Here is a 21284-nt window from a genome sequence, read left to right on the forward strand (position 1 = left end):
ATTGAAAAATCCATTCACTCCCAAAAATTAACCTTTCACTCCCTAAAACACATTATATAAGTCACTATACCTATAGCTTTGCCAGCTGAAACTAAGATATTTACTATTTGGAATGAATCGGACTATTTTAATGAAGAATTACAGGCTTGCACTGTATCTTGGACTTGCCATGGCATCGCCGGCGGTACTTGCACAGAAAAAAGATACTGTAAAAACGACCAAGGAAAAAACTGAAAAAGCAGATATTTCATCCTCAAAAAAAGCAAAAAAAGTTGAAGAACTGATCAAGAAAGGAACCTATAAGAAAGGGCTTTTCAATACGATCCAGGTGAAAACAGATGTTTATTTTGAGATTCCTGACAGCTTGATGAACCGCCAGTTTTTGGTAGTCAATAAGCTATCTCAGGTACCCATGCAGGTGAATGAAGCAGGGTTAAATAAAGGAATGAACTATGAAAACAAGATCATTTCTTTCCACCGTGACAGAATCGCCAAAAAGGTATGGGTGAAAACCTCTGAAGCTAAAGTATCTTCTCCTAAAAATGATGCTATTACAAAATCTGTAAAGGATAACTTTTCAGAATCCATCATTGAAGTTTTTGATATTGAAGCTCAGAATAATGATTCCACTTCTGTGGCAATTAAGGTGAATAAGATTTTTGACGGAAATCAGAAAAGCTTTAATGATGTTCTTGCTAATGTAGGTCTTGGTGGTTCAGTAAAATCAAGTCTTTCCTATATAGAAGGAGTAAAAACATTCCCGCAAAACTTAGTTGTAAAATCTCAGCTGAGTACCTCTGTAAATGAAGGGGGAGTAGATCTTCCGGTGACATTAGGAGTGACTACAAACCTTGTATTACTTCCTAAAGTTCCGATGAAGCCAAGAGTAGCTGACCAAAGAGTAGGGTTTTTCTCGGAAAAGCACTGGTTCTTCAACGACCGTCAGCAGAAAATGGATGAGAAATTCTTCATTACCCGATGGAATCTTGAACCAAAAGATGAAGATAAAGAAAAGTATCTGAGAGGAGAATTGGTAGAGCCTAAAAAACAGATCGTTTATTATATAGACCCCGCAACTCCGAAACAATGGCGTGAGAAAATTATCGCTGGAGTTCACGACTGGCAGGCTGCTTTTGAACAGGCTGGTTTTAAAAATGCTGTGATTGCTAAAATGCCGGATGAAAAAGATGAAGATTTTGACATTGATGATGTAAGATATTCGGTGATTACTTATGCTGCTTCTCCTAAATCCAACGCAATGGGACCTTCTGTGGTAGATCCTAGAAGTGGTGAGATTATCGAAGCGGATATTATCTGGTGGCATAATGTAATGACTTCTCTTCAGGAATGGATGAGAATTCAGACAGGACCAATTGATCCAAAAGCAAGAGGAAATAAATTCAGCGATGAACATATGGGAGAAGCCATCCGATTTGTTTCATCTCATGAAGTAGGACATACTTTTGGACTGAAGCATAATATGGGGTCGTCTTTCGCATTCCCTGTAGAATCACTTCGTTCTAAAGAGTTCACCGATAAAATGGGTGGAACGGCACCTTCCATTATGGATTATGCACGTTACAACTATGTGGCACAACCGGAAGATGGTGTGACGGCAATCACTCCGAAAATCGGGATCTATGATAAATATGCCATTGATTGGGGTTACCGTTGGTATCCTGATGAATTCACAGAGAAAAAAGCATTGAAAAACATGATTGAGAAACATGAAGATGATCCAATGTATTTCTATGGTGAGCAGCAAAGTTATCTGGAAACAATAGATCCGCGTTCGCAGTCTGAAGATTTGGGTGATGATGCAATGAAGGCAAGTGAATACGGTATGAAAAACCTGAAGGTTGTACTGAATAATCTATTGCAATGGACTTATGAAGATGGTAAAGATTACACAGATGCAGGTAAATTGTATTTAGGAGTTATAGGGCAGTGGGATCTGTATACAGGTCATGTAATGGCGAATGTAGGAGGTATTTATCTGAACAATACAGTTTTTGGTAACAAGAAAAAAGCTTATGAAGCAGTTCCGGCTGAAACACAGAGAAGAGCGGTTGATTATTTAGTGAAAAACTCGATCACCCTTCCGGAATGGTTATTCTTCAATCCGATAACAGAGAAGACCTATCCTGTAAAAAACTCACCAATGGGACCTTTCGAACAGACACCATACACGCTGGCAAGAGGAATGCAGTATGCCAATATTTATTCCTTATTCATGGATGACAGACTGCTTAGGTTGCTTGAAAATGAATTAAAACATGAAATGTCAGGTTCAAAAGAGGAGGTGTATACAGTAGAGAATCTGTTTGATCAAGCAAGAAAGGCTGTTTTTAACAAAAAAGGAAGTCTTACGATTCTTGAAAAAATGACACAGAAAAATTATGTGGATGCGCTGATTGTTTCGGTTAATAAACTATTTGAGAAAACAGCGGTAAAAGGATTGAAGACAGATGAAACGTTGAATATGCCAATGATCTGTAACTATCATGAAGAAGAAAAGAACCTTAGAAACATTAATTACTCGTCCATGAAAAGAGTATCTGAAGTGACTACCTATAAGAGAGCGGAACTACAGAAAGTTCTTGATCTACTGAATAGAACCAGATACAAAGGTGATGACGCCTCAAGAGCTCATTACACAGACTTAATCATTAGAATTGAAGAGGCTTTAAACAAATAAACGGAAATGAAAAAAACTCTAGTACTTTTACCTCTTTTAGCTGCTCAGGTTGCGTTTGCTCAGGAAAAGAAAACGATTACTGGTAAGATAGAAGATGGTAGCACTTCCAGCGCAATTGCTGGGGCATCTATAAAAATAGAAGCACAATCTGTTTCTGCAAAAACTGATCTGGACGGAATTATCGAAAGTATATCCGTAGGTACAGTTGCAGATAAAGACGGAAAATTCATACTGGAAATTCCGGTAGGTACCAAATCTATTTTGGTAAGTTTTCCGGGATATGAGTCCAGGATGATCGTTATCAACGAAGACAAAACAAACTATACAATAAGACTGACTCCTGAAATTTCAGATAAAAACAAAATTCAGGAAGTAATCATTACAGGATACCAAAAGATTGAAAAGCGTAAGCAAACTTCTGCGGTAACTACTGTAAAGATGGATAATATAAGCCAGGCTGGGGTAGCGAGTGTAGACCAAATGTTGGCAGGTCAGATTGCAGGGGTTGCAGTCGCTCCTCAAACCGGTGCTCCGGGTGCTCCGGCAAAAATCAGAATACGTGGAACAGCATCTTTGTCTGGTCCACAGGATCCGCTATGGGTAATTGACGGTCTTCCATTGGAAGGAAACGATGTTCCGAACTTCACGGATAAGGATAATATCGATCAGCTTCAGAATTTCTCCATTGCTGGATTAAACCCTAATGATATTGAGGATATCACCATCTTAAAAGATGCGGCAGCTACAGCAATTTATGGAGCGAGAGCGGCAAACGGGGTGATTTCTATTACCACAAAAAAAGGTAAAAAAGGAAGTATGAAACTGAATTTCTCAGCCGATACTTTCATCACAGCCCGTCCGGATTTTGAAAAGCTTAATCTTTTGAACGCTTCTGAAAAAGTAGATCTTGAATTAATGCTTGCTCAGCGTGCAGACCTTACTTACCGTGCAGACAAAGGTGAAGTGATGAGGATTTTAACTCAAAACCACCAGCTTGAAGACTTTAGAAGTGGCGGTTTGAATTCGTTAAATCCATTGACTCTTCAACAGATCAATTCATTAAGAAACAACAATACAGATTGGGGTAAATTATTGTACAGAAATGCCATCAACAAACAATATGGTGTAAGTATTTCCGGAGGTAGTGATAACTCAGATTACTATTTCTCACTGGGGTATTACGATGAAGAAGGTACAACTATTGGTACAGGATTTAAACGTTATAACCTTACTTTAAAAAACAATTATAAATTAAGCGATAAACTTAATGCTGGGATCTCTGTTTTCGGTACTCAGAGTGAAAAAGAATCATTCATGACCGATGCAGATGCTGCTGCAAGCCCGATTAATTATTCAAGAAATGCAAACCCATATCTTACCCCGTACAATGCGGACGGAAGCTACAGATATGATAAAGATATCGATGGTTTTGCCGATACTTATGTCCCTTTTAACTTCCTTGAAGAAAGAGAGAATACAAGTTATACACTGAAAAACCATTCATTGAAGGCAATTTTGGACTTGGAATATAAAGCTACCAAAAACCTTAGATTCACTTCACAGTTGGGTATTCAGTATGATACGAACAAAACGGAAAAATATGCCGGACAGGAAACGTATTTTACAAGGAAAATGAAGGAAGGAACCCGTTATTACAAAGATGGCGGATACAAATACTTCCTGCCTGCAGGTGACATCAAACAAAACTGGGATAACGATTTCTTTCAGTACAACTGGAAGCTACAGGGAACATATAATACGAAAATCAATTCCGTACATGAAATTGATGTAATGGCTGGAACGGAACTTCGTAAAACAATAGATAATACTACTATTACGAGAGCTTTCGGTTACAATAAAACAACCAGAACAGCTACTCCGATAGCATTCCCAAGCTCGAACTTTGCCGCGGAGAAGAAGTATGAGACCTATCGTGAAATGCCACCGGTAGAGAACGCGTATGCATCAATGTTTGCCACAGCTTCTTATACCTATGATCAGAAATATACCTTCTTTGGAAGTGTAAGATATGATGGTACAAACCTTTTTGGGGTAAATAAAAAATATAAATATCTTCCGATATGGGCAGTTTCCGGTTCATGGCTGGTGACAAAGGAGAATTTTATGAAAAATATCACTCCTGTTTCCAATCTTAGACTGAGAGCTTCTTATGGTCTTCAAGGAAATATTGACCGTAATACATCACCATTCTTTATTGGAGAATACAATTACGCAACAATTCTTCCGGGAGGTAGAGAGGATGTAATCAACGTAATCAGCCCGCCAAATGATAAACTTCGTTGGGAGAAAACAACCAATACCAACTTTGGTGTTGATTTAGGCTTGTTCAAAAACCGAATCAACCTTACCGCTGACATCTACAGCAGAAAAGGAACGGATATGATCAGTATGAAAGAAACTCCTCTTGAAACAGGTTTCGAATATACAATGATGAACTGGGGAAGTCTTACCAATAAAGGTTTTGAATTGGCATTATCTACCAAGAACATCAATAATGAAAACTTCAAATGGTCAACCACAATAAACTTTGCTCATAACAAGAGTAAAGTATTAAGTGAGCAGCCACGTGATAACGCGATGCTTCCATCAAGAGAAGGACTTCCAGTAAACGCTGTATTTGCTTTAAAAACGGCAGGAATGGATGCTAGCGGAAACCCATTATTCTGGAAAGGAAATGAAAAAGTATCGGCAGAAGAATTCTTCAAGCTTTATGATGTATATGCAGACTTCCTTCCTGGACAGTTTGTAGATACAAAGCTTACCAATGAAGAACTTAGAAACCTGTTTACTTACGTTGGAGACAGAGATCCTAAATTTACCGGAGGGATCATAAACACGTTTAAGGTTCGTAATTTCGACCTGACGGTTTCTGCAACTTTCAGTTACAAGCAAACGGTAATGAGAAGCCCTTCTTACAGAGGAATGGACTTCGACAGAGGAAGAAACTATACAAGAGAGATTTATGATGCGGGAACTTCATTACCAGGGATCACAAGTCCGGATATGGATGCAAATCCTAACGGATGGATGGCTAATAAATGGTTTGCAGGTAACCGTTCTAATACTTACGGGTTACTTGATATCTGGGCTAAAGAAGTAAGTTACTTAAGAATCAGCAGTATTCGTTTAGGATATACGCTTCCTAAAGAATTTACTGCACCTATGGGAATCAGTAGTTTGAGACTGAGTGTTGAAGGACGTAATTTATTTGTATTTAGTAACGGCTATACAGGATATTTTGATCCGGAAACTTACGGTAACATTTATGCACAGCCTATGGCAAAATCAATTACAGTAGGATTTAATGTTTCTTTTTAAAACTTGAAAAAAATGAAAAAAATAACAACGATCATAGCACTAGCAGTAATCAGTTTTACAACTATAGGATGTGACAGATTTTTGGATATACAACCGGAAGGAAAAGTGATCCCGACTACTGTAGAAGATTACCGTAAAGTTCTTACGTCAGCATACGCAAAATATCCGGCTCACAAGTCTTTGTCAGTACTTCGTACCGATGAGGTTACCATCAATGAAAACATCAGTGATTTTAATGTTTATCGTGAAATTGCTATGTGGAAGGATACCAATAATGACACCGCAACAGCAGAATTTCCGTGGGTGAAATTTTATTCAGTGATTTTTTACCTGAATCAGATCATCAATGAAGGAAGTAAAACGATGGCAGATTCTCCGGAGAAGCAACAGATCCTTGCAGAAGCTTATGCATTACGTGCTTACACATACTTTGATATGGTAAACCTATATGGAAAGCCTTACAACAGTGCTACGGCTTCTACGGACAGAGGAGTTCCTATCAGTCTTGATATAGATATTGAAGCGGTATTAAGCCCTTCAAGTGTGCAGGAAGTTTATAACCAGATTCATGCAGATATGAGCAAAGCGGAAGGAATCATGGTAGAACAGAAGCAGACAGCAGGAATAAACTACAGATTTTCCAAAGTAGCTTTGATGGCTCTACAGGCTAGAGCAGCCCTTTATCAGAATGATTGGAACAAAGCTTTATTCTACGCTGAACAGACATTGGCAATAAAAGGAGATTTAAGCGACCTTAATACAAGCACTATGGCACCTCATCATTATATGTCGGTAGAATCTATCATGGCATTGGATGATGTTTTTGATAGTGCAGCACAGAACTTATCTTTTGCATCTCCTGAGCTTATTTCAAAATTTAACAATACTACAGACAAAAGGTTTGCTATGTATTTTGAAAAAAATGGAAGCAAATATAAGATCATTAAAAAAGGAAGCTCTGAGTTTAAAGTATCTTTCAGAACAACTGAAATGTATTTTATAAAAGCTGAAGCATTGCTGAAACTGAATAAACTTGATGAAGCAAAAGAAACCTTACTGAAAGTTCTTAAAAACAGATATACAGCTGAAGGATACGCTTCAGTGCAGACTGAAGTTGCCTCAATGAACGCTTCTGCATTTATGAATTTTATTCTTGATGAAAGATTCAGAGAATTTGCAGCAGAAGGACACAGATGGTTTGATCTGAGAAGAGCGAATCAAAAAGAAATCAAACATACCGTTAACGGTAAGGAATATATTCTTCAACAGAATGATGTGAGATATACGATAGAATATCCGATGAGTGCGAAGAAGAATAATCCTAATTTATAACACTTCATATTAACAACCCTCGAAACCGCCAGAGCTTAAACGTTCTGGCGGTTTTTTTTGTACTTTTGCAATGTTATGAAAATTGCCATTATAGAAGATGAACTGCTGGCTGTCAATTATCTGAAAAACCTTTTAGATAATCAAGACATTGTACCTGTTACAGAAACAGTGGTTCTTCGTTCCAAAAAAAAGGCAATAGACTTCTTTGAAAACGATTCCGCAGACCTTATTTTCATGGATATTCATCTTGGAGACGGGATGAGCCTTGAGATTTTTGAACAGGTAGAACTTTTCGCTCCCATTATCTTCATTACTGCCTTTGATGAGTATGCAATGAGGGTTTTCAAACATTTTACAATAGATTATCTACTCAAGCCTTTTGAAGAAGAAGATCTGCATCAGGCATTACAGAAGTTTGTTTCTATACGAAATAACTTTGATCCCGAACCTGTTTTGAAATCCATTTCCACTTTACGTCAGGCAGAAGATGCAGAGGTAATGAAGCGTTTTATGGTAAGGGAAGGTAATAAGCTGAAGTCTGTAGATGAAAATAACACCGCTTATTTCTTTGCGTCTGGGAAATACCTTTTCCTGACAACAATGGATCATCAGACCTATATTTATGATGATACCATTAAAGATATTATTCAAAAACTAAACCCACAAGTTTTCTTTAAAGTGAACCGAAAGTTCATCATCAATAAAGAAGCCATTACTGAAATTATTAAGCATTCCAGTCAAAAGGTAGAACTTAAACTTTCCCCGGAACCTGAAGTGAACACCGAGATTTTTATTAGCAAAATGCAGATTGCCGAGTGTTTGAATTGGCTGAATAGCTGATGTATTTTATGGAATATCCTTATTTCAAATAAGTCCTTCGAATATAAATGTCTTTATAATTACGTTAACAGATCTAAAAGTACTATTAGAAGAGTAGATTGGGTTTGTAAAATTATAATTTATCTTATGTCAATGTACTATGAAGGGTAAAGATACTTTTAATAAACAAAAAAACCTCTGAAAATTCAGAGGCTTTAAAGTGGTTTCTCCAGGAATCGAACCAGGGACACATGGATTTTCAATCCATTGCTCTACCAACTGAGCTAAGAAACCATATATTTAGTATTGACTTACTTCGTTGTTTTAAAGTGATGCAAAAGTATAGTATTTTGTAATATCTTGCAAGTTTTTGTGCAAGTTTTTTGAAAAAATATACAGTGGTTGGGAGTAGGGATGTGATAATTGTTTGTTTATCAGTGTTTCAATGCTATTTTGCATTTACTTTAATAAGTGCCAAAATGTATCTTCCGTTCCCAAAAGGGTCCCTTTCTTTAAAAACTGCTTTGGTGAATGATTGGTAAAATTCCCGAACATCTTATTAAAATGTGCCTGATCACTGAAATTATATTCATGAGCAAGAGAAGTGAAATTCTGATCAGAGTTATCCGAAAGCTTATGTTGTAAAGTTTTCCTGAAAAGAACAATTTTCTGAAACTTTTGCACAGAGATGCCAAAAATAGATTTAAATACTCTCGTAAGGTGTCTACGGCTTATCTGTAATTTCTCCGCTAGATCTTCTACCGAAAGACCCTCAGGAGTATCAAAAATATATTGAACTGCTTCACTTATCAAGTCATTCCTGTATTCTCTATAACGAATAGACAGAGATTGATCCAATAGAGTGCAAAGCGCTTCTGTATCATCGGTTTTAAATAAAAGATCAAGTTCCGAAAGAGTAAAGAATTCGAAGTCCCTTATAAAATCATTAAAATTAAGCTCACGATAAAACTGATGAATCCCCAACGGATCAAATACAACCACAATACGATGAATAGAGCCTGCTTGTTTCACATGTAAGATGTTTTCCCTTATAGGAGTAAAGATCTGAAGCGGAATCCCTTTTTCTTCATATTGAATGGTGCCATCAGAAACCCTCTGATGAGATTTGTAAAGAGAAATAGAATTATTAAAATGAGGAAAACATTCAAATTCTCTGAGAATATTATCCGGTTTAATCTCCAGATAATAATAACTTACATATTTTGAAACCACCGGATCCTGTGGTTTAAATGTTTTAAAAGTCTCTGTCATTTCTGAAAAAATAAATTCCCACTAAGTAAAACTTACATGGCTTTTTGTTGAATTATTGTGAAACGACATTTTTACTGTAAAAAGTAATATTATAAGATGTGTCAGTACTTCCGGGAAATTTTACTTCACAAAGTTTAGCAAAATATTCTTTTGATTGGTAAGATGAGCAATCATCTCTGTCGCTGTGCGTAGATTCTAGAAACTGGAACCCTGTTTTATTTATTTCATTGCGTATACTCTCAAAATTACTCATGTTTTCAGGAACATAAGATAAGATAATACTTTGATTGTCTAATACACGCATAACGATCATCGTTCGGCTTAGTTTTCCTTTTTCATAATAAACCTGTTTTGTACCATCTCCGGTTGTTCTTTCCTCTCTGAAAGTGTAGCCTTTATTTTGGATATGGTCAATATTTTTATCGATTTTGTTACTTGCTAAAAAAGTAAGGTCATTATAAGTGAGTTGCGCCATGCAAAATAATGGAGATACTAAAAAAAGAATGATAAAGTTTTTCATAAAAATAAGAGGTTAAAAGTTTTAATGAATGTTTTTTGATAACTATAAAAACATTCAAGTTTAGGCTTTCTTGAGAATGTCTTTGGTGATAATTTTATTTCAGAGGTCGGCTTATTGATCGTGTTTTTGTTGTGTTTCCCAAATTTAAAAGTTTTTTAAATAAAAAGTTAGTAAAAAATGCAGAATCATTCCGAAATAGGATAATATTTATCGTATGAAACAATATTGTGATTCTTTAGATTTAATAGTAGCTGGCAAGATTAATGAAAAAGAATATTCTTTTCGTTCTTTGATTTTTTAATTAACTTGCAGAGATAAAAATTAATAATGCGTCTTTTAACATTAGAAGATCTCAGAGATATCTATATCAAATTTCATCAAAGAGGTCTCCCTTTTCTTTTTTCCAAATTAAAAATAGACTCTTTTCAAAGGACAAAAAGTGCTTTTAATGAAAAAGAAATTAAAGCAGCCAATTTCTGGAATATTCCAGAGGTTAGATTAAGATGGAACGAATTGGTTACGGGTAATTCTGACACTACCTACGAAGAATATCTCAGTGAAAATTATTTTCAGGATGCAGCAGGGGTAAAAGTACTGGCGCTCGGTTCAGGAGTTTGTAGTCATGAACTTCGTTTAGCCGAACTCAACCCTCATTGGAAAGTAGAATGTTTTGACTTTTCAGACCAACTTCTGTCTATCGCTGATGAAATTGCAAAAGGTAAGGATTTGCATAATATTTCTTTCCATGCAGAAAATATTTTAAAATATGATTTTGAACCCGGAAAATATGATATTGTATTTTTTCATGCTTCTTTACATCATTTCGAAAATATTTTTCAGTTTTTAAAAGAGGTTGTGATCAAAAGTTTAAAACCTGACGGATGTTTAATCATTAATGAATTTGTGGGGAAGAATAGGCTTCAGTATTCAAAAAAGCAAATTCAATATATCAATAAAGCTTTACAGATTATTCCTAAGCCATATAAGAGAATATATAAAACTAATCTTTATAAAAACAGTTATTACGGAAGTGGTGTTGTAAGGATGATTATTGCCGATCCTTCCGAATGTGTAGATTCAGAAAGCATTATTCCTGCAATTCATGAATATTTTGAAACCGTGGAAGAAAAAGCAATAGGAAATAACCTTCTTCAGAGTGTATTTAAAGACATTGCCCATCATTTTGTAGGGAATGAATCAAATGCGGAAAAACAAAGGATTTTAAAGGCTGTTTTCCAATTGGAAGATGATTTCTTAAAATCCAACCCAAGTGATTTTGTATTTGGAATATATAGAGTAAAAGAGATAAAATAATATCTATCGTATACAAATAAAAAAGCCTCTGAGTAATCAGAGGCTTTTTCAGTGGTTTCTCCAGGAATCGAACCAGGGACACATGGATTTTCAATCCATTGCTCTACCAACTGAGCTAAGAAACCATTATATTTTTGTTTATCTTACTTCGTTGTTTTTAAAGTGATGCAAAAGTAATATATTTTTATATTCGAACCAATATTTTAAGCTGTTTTTATTCTGTTATTCTAGGTTTTGAGGCTAAATGCAAGAGTAACAGGCTGTAAAATTTATCTAAATTTAAAAATTAATATAGTTTTTAGGATAAGTTTAAAATTTTGAGACACTAAAATATTTAATTGGTGCCAAAATCAGATTGTAAATAGGGAATTAGCTTACATTTGGTCCTATTTTACTATCATTATTAAAAACAAAAAAACCTCTGAGTAATCAGAGGTTTTAAAGTGGTTTCTCCAGGAATCGAACCAGGGACACATGGATTTTCAATCCATTGCTCTACCAACTGAGCTAAGAAACCATTATATTTTTGTTTGTCTTACTTCGTTGTTTTAAAGTGATGCAAAAGTACTATGTTTTACTATACAAAGCAAGTATTCATCGTATTTTTTTTACTTTTGTTAAAAACTTATTGATTATCAGTCTGATTATTTTCCTGCTCTTTTCTGATCTGCTCACTCATCTCTTCCAATACAGGCTTAATCGTACTTTCCGGAAGATCACTGATTCTAATGTACATCAATCCGTCGATTGCATCATTGAAGTTCGGGTCTACGTTGAAAGCAATTACTTTCGCGTTTTGTTTAATATATTTCTTGATCAAAACCGGTAATCTTAGTTCTGGTTCAAGATCGTCAATAATCTTATCCAGCTTATTAAGATCAGATTCCATTTCTTCAAAGAATATATTCTTATCTCTGTCACGCAGTTTTACCTTGTATTCATTCCTTGGTGTGATATATTGAGCCACTGCAGAGTCAAAATAATTGGAACGCATAAACTCGATCATCAGAGACTTTGAGAACTCAGAAAACTTATTGGAGATACTTACTCCTCCCATCAGGAATTTATGGTCAGGATTTCTCAGGCAGACATGCACAATTCCCCTCCATAAAAGGAAAAGTGGAAGAGGTTTCTGCTGATATTCCTGGCAGATATAAGCACGTCCCATTTCAATAACCTTTTTAAAGAAAGGATGAATGTCCTGCTCAAACTCAAACAAAGAACTTGTATAAAAGCCTTTAACACCATATTTCTTCATGACCTCTCTACCCAATGCCATTCTATAGGCACCAGCCAGTTTTTTCTCACCATTATCCCAAAGGAAAAGGTGGTGATAATGCTTGTCATACTCGTCAAGGTCAAACGGAAGATTACTTCCTTCACCCACAGCACGGAAAGTCAACTCTCTTTGACGTCCTATTTCCCTCATAATAGAAGGGATTTCCTCGTAAGTGGTGAAGTAAATCTCATAGTTACCATTGCTGAATAACATTTTATCCGTTCCTCTCAGTTTGTCTACATCTTTTACGATATCTTCAATCGGAGTTTCATCAATAATGTTCTGAACAATATTTTCTTCCTTCAATAAAGGAAATTTTACAGATAAATTCTGAAGATTAATACTTTGTGCAAGGGATTTTCTCTTTTCATAGTAAGATTTCATCATGTAAACCTTACGTTTCAGAAACTCGCCTAGCTCTTCAATGGTTTCCATCTCATCCATTGCCTTTACAGTGATTGGTCTTCCGATTCTGATTCTGATAGGTTTTTCCCTGTCATTCATCATTTCAGCCGGAAGCATCAATGTTTGTAAACTCGGATGAAGTTTTGCTATCTGATAAAATAAGCGACTGTTTTTCGCATGGAAGTACATAGGAACTACTGGTACTTTAGCCATTCTTATAAGCTTAAGTGCCGTTTTTTCCCATTCTTTATCTAAGATTTCTCCATAAGGATTGTTCTTGTTAGAAACTTCTCCCGCTGGGAAAATACCTACGCAGCCTCCGTCTTGTAAATGCTTGAGTGTTTCACGCATTCCTGAAGAGCTGCTGTATGCTTCTTTTCTGTTTTCAAAAGGATTTACAGCAATTACGAAAGGTTCCATAGGCTTTATTTTTTCCAAAAGGAAATTACCCATTACCTTAAAATCAGGACGAACCTCCGATAAGATTTTGCACATCAGAATTCCGTCAATGGCACCCAGAGGATGATTGGAAACCAAAACAAAAGGTCCTGTTTTTGGGATTTTTGCCAGATCCTCTTCAAAAGCCACATAGCTTAGGTTTCTTTCTCTTACAAATGAGTCGAAAAAGTCTTTACCTTCCTTATCTTTTAATTTGTCGTATAATTTATTTACTTCGTTTATTTTAGCAATGCTCATCACAGCAGATGCTACTGGATTCTTTAGGAATCCAATTTTACTTAAGCCGGAAGCTTTGATCAGATCGTTTTTCGAAATTAAACTCATGTGTGTTTAGTCGCAATTAATATTATTGTGTTACCATTTGAAGCGTATTCTTAGAAATTTGTTCCAATAATACATTTTTTTCGTGGTAAAATCTATCAATGTGATCCATCTTCGCATTTCTTACTGTGAATAAAGATACATTTTTAATTGCTTCAGTTTTAAAAATTTTTTGAAGCTCTTCATTAAGCTTTTCAATATGATTAAATTTATCCTCCAGACATAATGCCAGTGAAATAGCAGAATTCTGCATCAGGGAAACTTTGATTTTATATTTGGATAAATATCCGAAGATTAAGCTCATATGATCTTCCGCAATGAAAGAGAAATCTCTTGTTGAGATTTTTAACAGAGCCTGGTTTTCTTTTAAAATATAAGATTCCTCCTGCTGATTCTTGTCTGAAGCGCCCACTTTAGTTCCTTCTTTTGTAGGGTCCACAAAGGATTTAACATAGAAAGGGATATTTTTCTGTTGTAATGGCTGTAATGTTTTCGGGTGGATAACACTTGCACCGTAATACGCCATTTCAATAGCTTCTTCGTAAGAAATATTAGAAAGAAGAGACACATCGTTGAATTTTCTCGGATCTCCGGTCATTACACCTGGTACATCCTTCCAGATTGTCATCATTTCTGCATCTAGGCAATAAGCAAAAATAGCAGCAGAGTAGTCAGAACCCTCTCTTCCTAACGTTACGGTAAAGTTATTATCGTCTGATCCTATGAAACCCTGAGTTACATAGCAGATTTCAGGATTTAATCTTGAAATAAACTCCTCTGTTTTTGCCCAATCTACAGCACCTTCTCTATAAGAATTATCTGTTTTGATATAATCTCTGGCATCCAGCCATTGGTTGGTAAATTGAATTTCATTAAGGTATTCACTTACGATTTTCGTAGAGATCATTTCTCCGCAGCTTACTACCTGATCATAGACGAAGTTATAATTGGGAGATTTGTTTCTCCTTAAAAAAGAATCAATATCATCAAAGAATACATTGATTTCAGCAAAAACTGGGTGTTTTTCAGGAAACAGACCGTCCGCAATCTCGATGTGTTTTTGTTTTATCTTTTTAATTTCAGCCTGATAATTATCTTTATTGAAATAAAGCTCTACCACCTTTTCCAATTCGTTTGTTGTTTTTCCCATTGCTGAAATGACCAACAAACATTTGGCGAATCCCTGGCTTTTTAGAACCATTGACACATTTTTTACGCTCTCGGCATCCCTGACAGACGCTCCACCAAACTTGAAAATTTTCATTAAATTGTTAAAAATAAAATTGTTAGATAAAAAATTACATGAGTTTTTTACGGACGTCAAAATTATAAATTTACAACGAGATATGAAATAGCCAAGCTCTCTGATAGAATTAAGATTTCCTTAAAATAATCTAAATGTAGAAGGAAAGAAACATTGGAAATACTAAAGCTTGCTGGCTCGTAGCATTCTAAGTAAAGATCTTTACGAATCTAATAATTAAAATGAAATGATGAAAAAAATACATTTTTTGTGCTATATTGATTGAAATCAGGTTGTTGTATTGTTTTGTGTAAACAGACTTTCAAATTTAAGTCGAGATTATTGTCTCAAATTGATTTTTAAATTTTTCATTCTTTTAGAACAGTAAATTTGTAGAAAGAATTAATAACATAACTTTAATATTATGTTGAGATGAATGTGTATGGTGTTGATATACAATAGATAATGTGTTTTGTAATTAAATTTTCTTAATGTGATAAATTTTCCGAAATTTGGGGAAAACGTAAAAAGAAAAATATGTCAAATCAGCCATTACAAACTTTAGGAGAATTTCTTATCGATAAACAGGACGATTTTCAGTATTCAACAGGAGAGTTTTCTCGTCTTTTGAGTGCAATAAGATTGGCTTCCAAAGTTGTAAACAGAGAAGTAAATAAAGCCGGAATTGTAGATATTACAGGAGCTGCAGGAAACCAGAATGTTCAAGGGGAAGAGCAGCAGAAACTTGATGTAATTGCTAATGATATTTTTATTACAGCTTTGTCTCAAAGAGAGGTGGTTTGTGGTATTGCTTCTGAGGAAAATGATAATTTCATTGATATCAAATGTGGTGAAAACGGACACTTGAGTAAATATGTTGTATTAATAGATCCTTTAGATGGATCTTCTAATATTGATGTAAATGTTTCCGTAGGAACTATTTTCTCAATCTACAGAAGAGTTACTGAGCCGGGAACGCCTGTACAGCTTGAAGATTTCTTGCAAAAAGGAGTTAATCAGATTGCTGCAGGATATGTGATCTATGGTTCTTCTACTATGATTGTCTATACAACAGGGAATGGAGTAAACGGATTTACACTGGATCCATCTTTAGGAACATATTATCTCTCTCATCCGAATATGACTTTCCCTAAAACGGGTAAGATCTATTCTATTAACGAAGGAAATTATATTAAATTTCCTCAGGGAGTAAAAAATTACCTTAAATATTGCCAAATGGAAGAAGGTGACCGTCCTTACACTTCCAGGTATATTGGTTCTTTGGTAGCAGATTTCCACAGAAATATGCTGAAGGGAGGGATTTATATCTATCCGTCTTATTCACAGGCTCCAAACGGTAAATTAAGATTATTATACGAATGTAATCCAATGGCATTCCTTGCAGAACAGGCTGGAGGAAAAGCTACAGATGGTTTCAGAAGGATTCTGGAGGTAGAACCTACAGAACTTCACCAAAGAATTCCGTTCTTCTGTGGAAGTATTGACATGGTAGAAAAAGCAGAGGAATTTATGCGTATTGACAGCGTAAAGTAAATGAAAGCATCATATTTTAAATATCTGTTAGAATTCAAACGCCCGAGTGGAACATCTCGTGGCGTTTTGCTTGATAAGGAAACCTTTATTCTTGAAATTTCGGAAAACGAAAGGAAAGGGATAGGAGAGTGCGCTATCTTTAGAGGACTGAGTTTTGATGACAGACCTGATTATGAAGAAAAACTGAAGTGGCTTTGTGAAAATATTTCTCAAAATCCAGAAGTTTTGCAAGAAGAACTAAAAGATTTTCCGTCGATATGGTTTGGGTACGAACAGGCAATTCAAAACTTAAAAAATGGAGATCATCTTTATTTTCCAAGTGAATTTACTGAAGAGAAAGCTGCTATTACAATTAACGGACTGATCTGGATGGGAGATGTCGGTTATATGGAAGAACAGATTCAGGAAAAGCTGGAGAAAGGATTTCACTGTATTAAGCTGAAGATTGGTGTGGATTGGAAGTCTGAACACATTATTCTTCAAAAGCTGAGAGAAAAATTCTCTAAAGAGCAGCTTGAATTACGTGTGGATGCTAATGGTGGATTCAGCAAGGAAGAAGCGGTAACGGTTTTACAACAGTTGGCAGACCTGCATATTCATTCTATAGAACAACCAATCAAAGCTGGGAGCTGGAATGATATGGCTGAGTTATGTGCAGCAACTCCCACACCTATTGCACTGGATGAAGAATTGATAGGAATTACAGATCCGAAAGAAAAGAAAAAGCTTTTAGAAATAATACAACCACAATATATTATTCTGAAACCTGCCTTGGTAGGTGGTTTTGCAGGCTCTGATGAATGGATTACGCTGGCAGAAGAACAGAATATAGGTTGGTGGATCACTTCAGCATTAGAAAGTAATATCGGTTTGAATGCAATCGCACAATATACTTTCACCAAAAAAAATCCAATGCCTCAAGGATTAGGCACTGGAGCTTTATTTGTCAATAATTTTGAATCCAGCTTAGATCTTCGAAATGAGCTGCTTTGGTTCAAAAAATAAATAATGAATTAACAAGTTGGGTTATTTGAATGTTCCCAATCCCACTCTCTGCAGCATCTGGCTCTAGCATCCCAGTTGTTGCAGCCTATTGGGACTACGGGAATATTTCCTCCTTTAATAGTTTTCAATTCTTTTTTTTCTAGTTTTCTTAAATTTTTCATGATGTAATATTTTGATTGGTTGTTTAGTAAATGTCGATATATTTTTTCAATTACACAATTTTTTAAATATTTATAGGGTTGATATTGTGTGATATATGTTTTTTTCGATTATTCTATAAAACGTTGTTAAAAAATATAATCCCGAAGTATAGATTGGAAAACTCGAAGAATATACTTATTTATAACAGCATGAAAAGAAATCCCTGCAATCATTGTAGGAATTTTTAATGGTATTTCGGGAGTGTTAAAGGATAAAGTAATTGTAGGGTCGGATATTAATAGTTTTATAAGTTGTTGTATTATTTTAAATCACATCTTTTACGAAAATGGTCTTCTTTATATATTCTAAAATATAAGAAAACTTTTTTTTAATTTTTTTCATGATAAAAAAATTGTAATTCCCTATTATTTGAGTTGGCAATCTTTATGCCATTTCTCAGGCTTGTTGTAACTTTAACATACGGTTGATTTTATAATATTTTTTTAATCTATCATTAAGAAATAATTGTGAAAATATTTTCGTTATTCTTTACTCTATTGGTGATAAGATTCCTATCTATGCCATATAAATTCTGAAAAATATCACTTTGTACCTGAGAACTGGAAAGATATCCCCAATGGTTTCCAATGTCAAATTTTAATCCGGTGAGTAAATCATCCTTTACAAAAGTACAGTCGATGATAGATACAATATCTTTGTAAGGTTCAAGGCTGCTAGGACCATTTTTACCTAAACGCGGGGTAAGAATATTTTTGGTAAACTGAGAAATCCCAAGGATGGCATCCTGTCTGTTCAGATAAATAGAAACCCTATTGGCAAGCAAAGGAAGTTTATTAAATGACTCTTCCGAATCTTCAAATACTTTATAGGTAACATCAGCATTGAGAAGGATTACCTGATCAATTACTCTTAGAATATTTTCTCTTTTAAGGCTGTACAGCATGCTTTGCAGAACCCTGTTTCCCATAGAATGTGCCATGATGTGAATTCTCTGATTGCATGGAATAAGATCCCGATTGGAAAAAATATCCTTTAAAAATTGAGTGTAGAAGTAAAAAAGCCTTAATAAGGAGGTTCCGGAATTGATGCTTGATGCTTTATCATCAAAATACGTCAATGGAACAATACTGCTTGAAGCAGGCCAGCTTACAAATAAAATATGTTCTACAGGAGATGCAGGATTATCAATGAATAATTTTTTCAGATCAATAATAGCTTTTAATTCGTCATCAAAATCATAAGCATATCCATGAATGAATATCAATACATCACTTCTCTCTTTTGTACTGGACATGTTTTTGTACAGTTCGTAAAACATTCTTTGAGTACCGCCAAGATTGTTGGCTGTAAGGTTAGATTTTTTAATTCCTTTTTCACTCAGAAGAACTTCCAGGACTTCTTCATAACCTTGCTTTTCCGGCTCTGAGAAAAGTTTGTAATCTAAGATATTCCTATTCGTATAATTTTTTGCTTTTTTGGCTTGTGCAGTGGGTTCTTTATAATGTTCAAAATCACATTTTGCAATCCTGAAATTAGGGATTGAATATTCGTCATTGGAAAAAGAATCTACTTTTTCGCCTTTATGACGTACAATTTTCCGATTGCTTAAGAGATAAACAGCCATATGGAATATTTTGGTAGGATGGTTTTAGTTTTTATAAAATTAATTAAAAAATGCTGAATTACAATATATTGTCTGTTAAAATTAACATTTTTAAAAACACTTATTTTTCCGTAACTTTGTGCAACTTTTTTTGCTAAAAAATAAAAGCTAATTTAATGGAAGAAGAAAAAAAATCGCTCAATTTTATTGAGCAAATTATTGAAGATGATCTGGCGAACGGTTTGAATAAAGATCAGATCCGTTTCCGTTTTCCGCCTGAACCAAACGGTTATCTGCATGTAGGGCATACAAAAGCTATCTGCATCAACTTTGGGCTGGGTGAAAAATACAACGCGCCTGTAAACCTTCGTTTCGACGATACGAACCCTGAGAAAGAAGAGCAGGAATTTGTAGATTCTATCATGAAAGATGTTGAATGGTTAGGTTTCAAATGGGATAAAGTTTTGTATGCATCCGATTACTTCCAGCAGCTTTACGATTGGGCAGTACAATTAATTAAAGAAGGAAAAGCTTATGTAGATGAGCAGCCATCTGAAGTGATTACAGAGCAAAGAAAAAACCCTGCAGAACCGGGAATTGAATCTCCATACAGAAACCGTCCTGTTGAAGAATCTTTAGATTTATTTGAAAGGATGAAAAATGGAGAATTTGAAAGTGGTTCAATGTCTCTTCGTGCAAAAATCGATATGGTTTCGCCTAACATGAATATGCGTGACCCTGTTATGTACAGAATTTTGAATAAACCTCACCACAGAACAGGTACAGCTTGGAAAATTTATCCAATGTACGATTGGGCTCATGGTGAATCTGATTATATAGAGCAAATTTCACATTCGCTTTGTTCTTTGGAGTTTGAAAACCACAGACCATTGTACAACTGGTATTTAGATCAGGTTTACGAAGAAGGAAAGGTTAAAAACAAGCAAAGAGAATTTGCAAGGATGAATGTTTCCTATATGATTACTTCTAAAAGAAAGCTACAAAGATTGGTAGCTGAAGGTGTAGTAACAGGATGGGATGATCCTAGAATGCCTACTATTTCCGGGATGAGAAGAAAAGGTTTCACTCCAACGGCTATCAGAAACTTTATTGATAAAGTAGGGGTAGCAAAGAGAGAAAACCTGATCGAAATTCAGCTGCTTGATTTCTGCGTACGTGAAGATCTTAATAAGGTAGCGAAACGTGTGATGACAGTAGTAGATCCTGTAAAATTAGTGATCGAAAACTATCCTGAAGATAAAGAAGAATGGGTAGAAACTGAAAACAATCCCGAACAGGAAAATGCAGGAACAAGAGAAATTCCTTTCTCAAGAGAATTATATATTGAACGTGAAGACTTCAAAGAAGAGGCGAACAATAAATTCTTCAGATTGAAATTAGGAGGAGAAGTTCGTTTAAAATCTGCATACATCATCAAAGCTGAAAGAGTAGAGAAAGATGAAAATGGAGAAATCACTACCATCTATGCTACTTACGATGATAAAAGTAAGTCTGGAAGCGGAACAGAGGAAAGTTTGAGAAAAGTGAAAGGAACACTTCACTGGGTATCTGCAAAACATGCAATTCCTGTTGAGGTAAGAATTTACAACCAATTATTTACTGTTGAGCAACCTGATGCTGAAAAAGATGTAGACTTCTTAAACTTCATCAATCCTGAATCTGTAACAACTGTTCAAGGGTTTGCTGAGCCAAGTCTTAAAGATGTAGCGGTAGGGGAGCCACTTCAGTTCCAGAGAATCGGATACTTTACAAAAGATCAGGATTCTACGGATGCTACGTTGGTATTCAACCGTACGGTAACTTTAAAAGATTCTTATAAGCCTGAATAATCTCAGGAATCTATAAAACAAAAGCAGGACTTAGAAATAAGTCCTGCTTTTTATTTTTAGCCAAGAATAAAATAATTCGTGTATCCGTGGCGATAAAAAAATACATTTT

General features: G+C 35.2%; 14 protein-coding genes and 3 tRNA genes. 8 read left to right on the top strand and 9 right to left on the bottom strand.

The genetic code is table 11. The features are described 5' to 3' along the window. The first annotated feature begins 112 nt into the window (after positions 1–112). From BW983_RS00325 to BW983_RS00340, 4 genes are all read left to right on the top strand, one after another. Positions 113–2698 carry a zinc-dependent metalloprotease gene (locus BW983_RS00325; RefSeq protein WP_076549024.1) on the top strand — a complete coding sequence of 862 codons (2586 nt, stop codon included), beginning with the start codon at positions 113–115 and terminating at the stop codon, positions 2696–2698. Positions 2699–2704: 6 nt separating this feature from the next. Further along, entirely contained in the window at positions 2705–6037 is a 3333-nt protein-coding gene (locus BW983_RS00330; protein WP_076549026.1) for a SusC/RagA family TonB-linked outer membrane protein, read from the top strand. A gap of 12 nt (positions 6038–6049) precedes the next feature. Then, complete coding sequence (locus BW983_RS00335) at positions 6050–7369, top strand: RagB/SusD family nutrient uptake outer membrane protein (RefSeq protein ID WP_076549027.1); 1320 nt, start codon at positions 6050–6052, stop codon at positions 7367–7369. Positions 7370–7444: 75 nt separating this feature from the next. Continuing rightward, complete coding sequence (locus BW983_RS00340) at positions 7445–8209, top strand: LytR/AlgR family response regulator transcription factor (protein WP_076549029.1); 765 nt, start codon at positions 7445–7447, stop codon at positions 8207–8209. 200 nt (positions 8210–8409) lie between these two features. Here the strand turns inward: BW983_RS00340 and BW983_RS00345 are convergent. The 3 genes from BW983_RS00345 to BW983_RS00355 form a co-directional block, all read right to left on the bottom strand. Then, a tRNA-Phe gene (locus BW983_RS00345) sits at positions 8410–8482 on the bottom strand. A 165-nt stretch (positions 8483–8647) separates the two neighbouring features. Then, positions 8648–9460 carry a helix-turn-helix domain-containing protein gene (locus BW983_RS00350; RefSeq protein ID WP_076549030.1) on the bottom strand — a complete coding sequence of 271 codons (813 nt, stop codon included), beginning with the start codon at positions 9458–9460 and terminating at the stop codon, positions 8648–8650. 52 nt (positions 9461–9512) lie between these two features. Beyond that, entirely contained in the window at positions 9513–9980 is a 468-nt protein-coding gene (locus tag BW983_RS00355; RefSeq protein ID WP_139329194.1) for a hypothetical protein, read from the bottom strand. A gap of 327 nt (positions 9981–10307) precedes the next feature. On the opposite strand from BW983_RS00355, the gene BW983_RS00360 reads away from it, so the two are divergent. Beyond that, the gene (locus tag BW983_RS00360) at positions 10308–11294 is read left to right on the top strand and encodes a class I SAM-dependent methyltransferase (RefSeq protein ID WP_076549034.1); all 987 of its coding nucleotides are present in this window, start codon (positions 10308–10310) and stop codon (positions 11292–11294) included. A gap of 52 nt (positions 11295–11346) precedes the next feature. On the opposite strand, the gene BW983_RS00365 is transcribed toward BW983_RS00360, so the two are convergent. The 4 genes from BW983_RS00365 to BW983_RS00380 form a co-directional block, all read right to left on the bottom strand. Further along, positions 11347–11419, bottom strand: a tRNA-Phe gene (locus tag BW983_RS00365). A 319-nt stretch (positions 11420–11738) separates the two neighbouring features. After that, positions 11739–11811, bottom strand: a tRNA-Phe gene (locus BW983_RS00370). A 108-nt stretch (positions 11812–11919) separates the two neighbouring features. Then, complete coding sequence (locus tag BW983_RS00375; RefSeq protein WP_076549035.1) at positions 11920–13761, bottom strand: lysophospholipid acyltransferase family protein; 1842 nt, start codon at positions 13759–13761, stop codon at positions 11920–11922. 22 nt (positions 13762–13783) lie between these two features. Further along, complete coding sequence (locus BW983_RS00380; RefSeq protein ID WP_076549037.1) at positions 13784–15022, bottom strand: aspartate kinase; 1239 nt, start codon at positions 15020–15022, stop codon at positions 13784–13786. A 516-nt stretch (positions 15023–15538) separates the two neighbouring features. On the opposite strand from BW983_RS00380, the gene fbp reads away from it, so the two are divergent. Both fbp and BW983_RS00390 read left to right on the top strand, forming a co-directional pair. Beyond that, on the top strand, positions 15539–16555 hold the full coding sequence (gene fbp, locus BW983_RS00385) for a class 1 fructose-bisphosphatase (RefSeq protein ID WP_065392660.1): 1017 nt from the start codon (positions 15539–15541) through the stop codon (positions 16553–16555). Then, positions 16556–17560, top strand: a complete 1005-nt coding sequence (locus tag BW983_RS00390) for an o-succinylbenzoate synthase (protein ID WP_076549038.1) — start codon at positions 16556–16558, stop codon at positions 17558–17560. 8 nt (positions 17561–17568) lie between these two features. Here the strand turns inward: BW983_RS00390 and BW983_RS23915 are convergent, their stop codons facing one another. Further along, positions 17569–17721 carry a bacteriocin-like protein gene (locus BW983_RS23915; protein WP_167369941.1) on the bottom strand — a complete coding sequence of 51 codons (153 nt, stop codon included), beginning with the start codon at positions 17719–17721 and terminating at the stop codon, positions 17569–17571. Between the two features lie 494 nt (positions 17722–18215). Continuing rightward, on the bottom strand, positions 18216–19346 hold the full coding sequence (locus BW983_RS00395) for an alpha/beta hydrolase (RefSeq protein WP_076549040.1): 1131 nt from the start codon (positions 19344–19346) through the stop codon (positions 18216–18218). Positions 19347–19501: 155 nt separating this feature from the next. Here BW983_RS00395 and BW983_RS00400 point away from each other — a divergent pair, with 155 nt between their 5' ends. Further along, entirely contained in the window at positions 19502–21175 is a 1674-nt protein-coding gene (locus tag BW983_RS00400) for a glutamine--tRNA ligase/YqeY domain fusion protein (RefSeq protein WP_076549041.1), read from the top strand. The last annotated feature ends 109 nt before the right edge of the window (positions 21176–21284 follow it).

The organism is Chryseobacterium ureilyticum (assembly GCF_900156735.1).
In the GTDB taxonomy this organism is placed as follows: Bacteria; Bacteroidota; Bacteroidia; order Flavobacteriales; family Weeksellaceae; genus Chryseobacterium; species Chryseobacterium ureilyticum.

Coding starts and splice junctions, on each gene's coding strand:
- BW983_RS00380 (WP_076549037.1), bottom strand. CDS start 15,022: ATGAAAATTTTCAAGTTTGGTGGAGCGTCTGTCAGGGATGCCGAGAGC.
- BW983_RS00390 (WP_076549038.1), top strand. CDS start 16,556: ATGAAAGCATCATATTTTAAATATCTGTTAGAATTCAAACGCCCGAGT.
- BW983_RS00360 (WP_076549034.1), top strand. CDS start 10,308: ATGCGTCTTTTAACATTAGAAGATCTCAGAGATATCTATATCAAATTT.
- BW983_RS00340 (WP_076549029.1), top strand. CDS start 7,445: ATGAAAATTGCCATTATAGAAGATGAACTGCTGGCTGTCAATTATCTG.
- BW983_RS23915 (WP_167369941.1), bottom strand. CDS start 17,721: ATGAAAAATTTAAGAAAACTAGAAAAAAAAGAATTGAAAACTATTAAA.
- BW983_RS00335 (WP_076549027.1), top strand. CDS start 6,050: ATGAAAAAAATAACAACGATCATAGCACTAGCAGTAATCAGTTTTACA.
- BW983_RS00325 (WP_076549024.1), top strand. CDS start 113: ATGAATCGGACTATTTTAATGAAGAATTACAGGCTTGCACTGTATCTT.
- BW983_RS00330 (WP_076549026.1), top strand. CDS start 2,705: ATGAAAAAAACTCTAGTACTTTTACCTCTTTTAGCTGCTCAGGTTGCG.
- BW983_RS00355 (WP_139329194.1), bottom strand. CDS start 9,980: ATGAAAAACTTTATCATTCTTTTTTTAGTATCTCCATTATTTTGCATG.
- fbp (WP_065392660.1), top strand. CDS start 15,539: ATGTCAAATCAGCCATTACAAACTTTAGGAGAATTTCTTATCGATAAA.
- BW983_RS00400 (WP_076549041.1), top strand. CDS start 19,502: ATGGAAGAAGAAAAAAAATCGCTCAATTTTATTGAGCAAATTATTGAA.
- BW983_RS00375 (WP_076549035.1), bottom strand. CDS start 13,761: ATGAGTTTAATTTCGAAAAACGATCTGATCAAAGCTTCCGGCTTAAGT.
- BW983_RS00350 (WP_076549030.1), bottom strand. CDS start 9,460: ATGACAGAGACTTTTAAAACATTTAAACCACAGGATCCGGTGGTTTCA.
- BW983_RS00395 (WP_076549040.1), bottom strand. CDS start 19,346: ATGGCTGTTTATCTCTTAAGCAATCGGAAAATTGTACGTCATAAAGGC.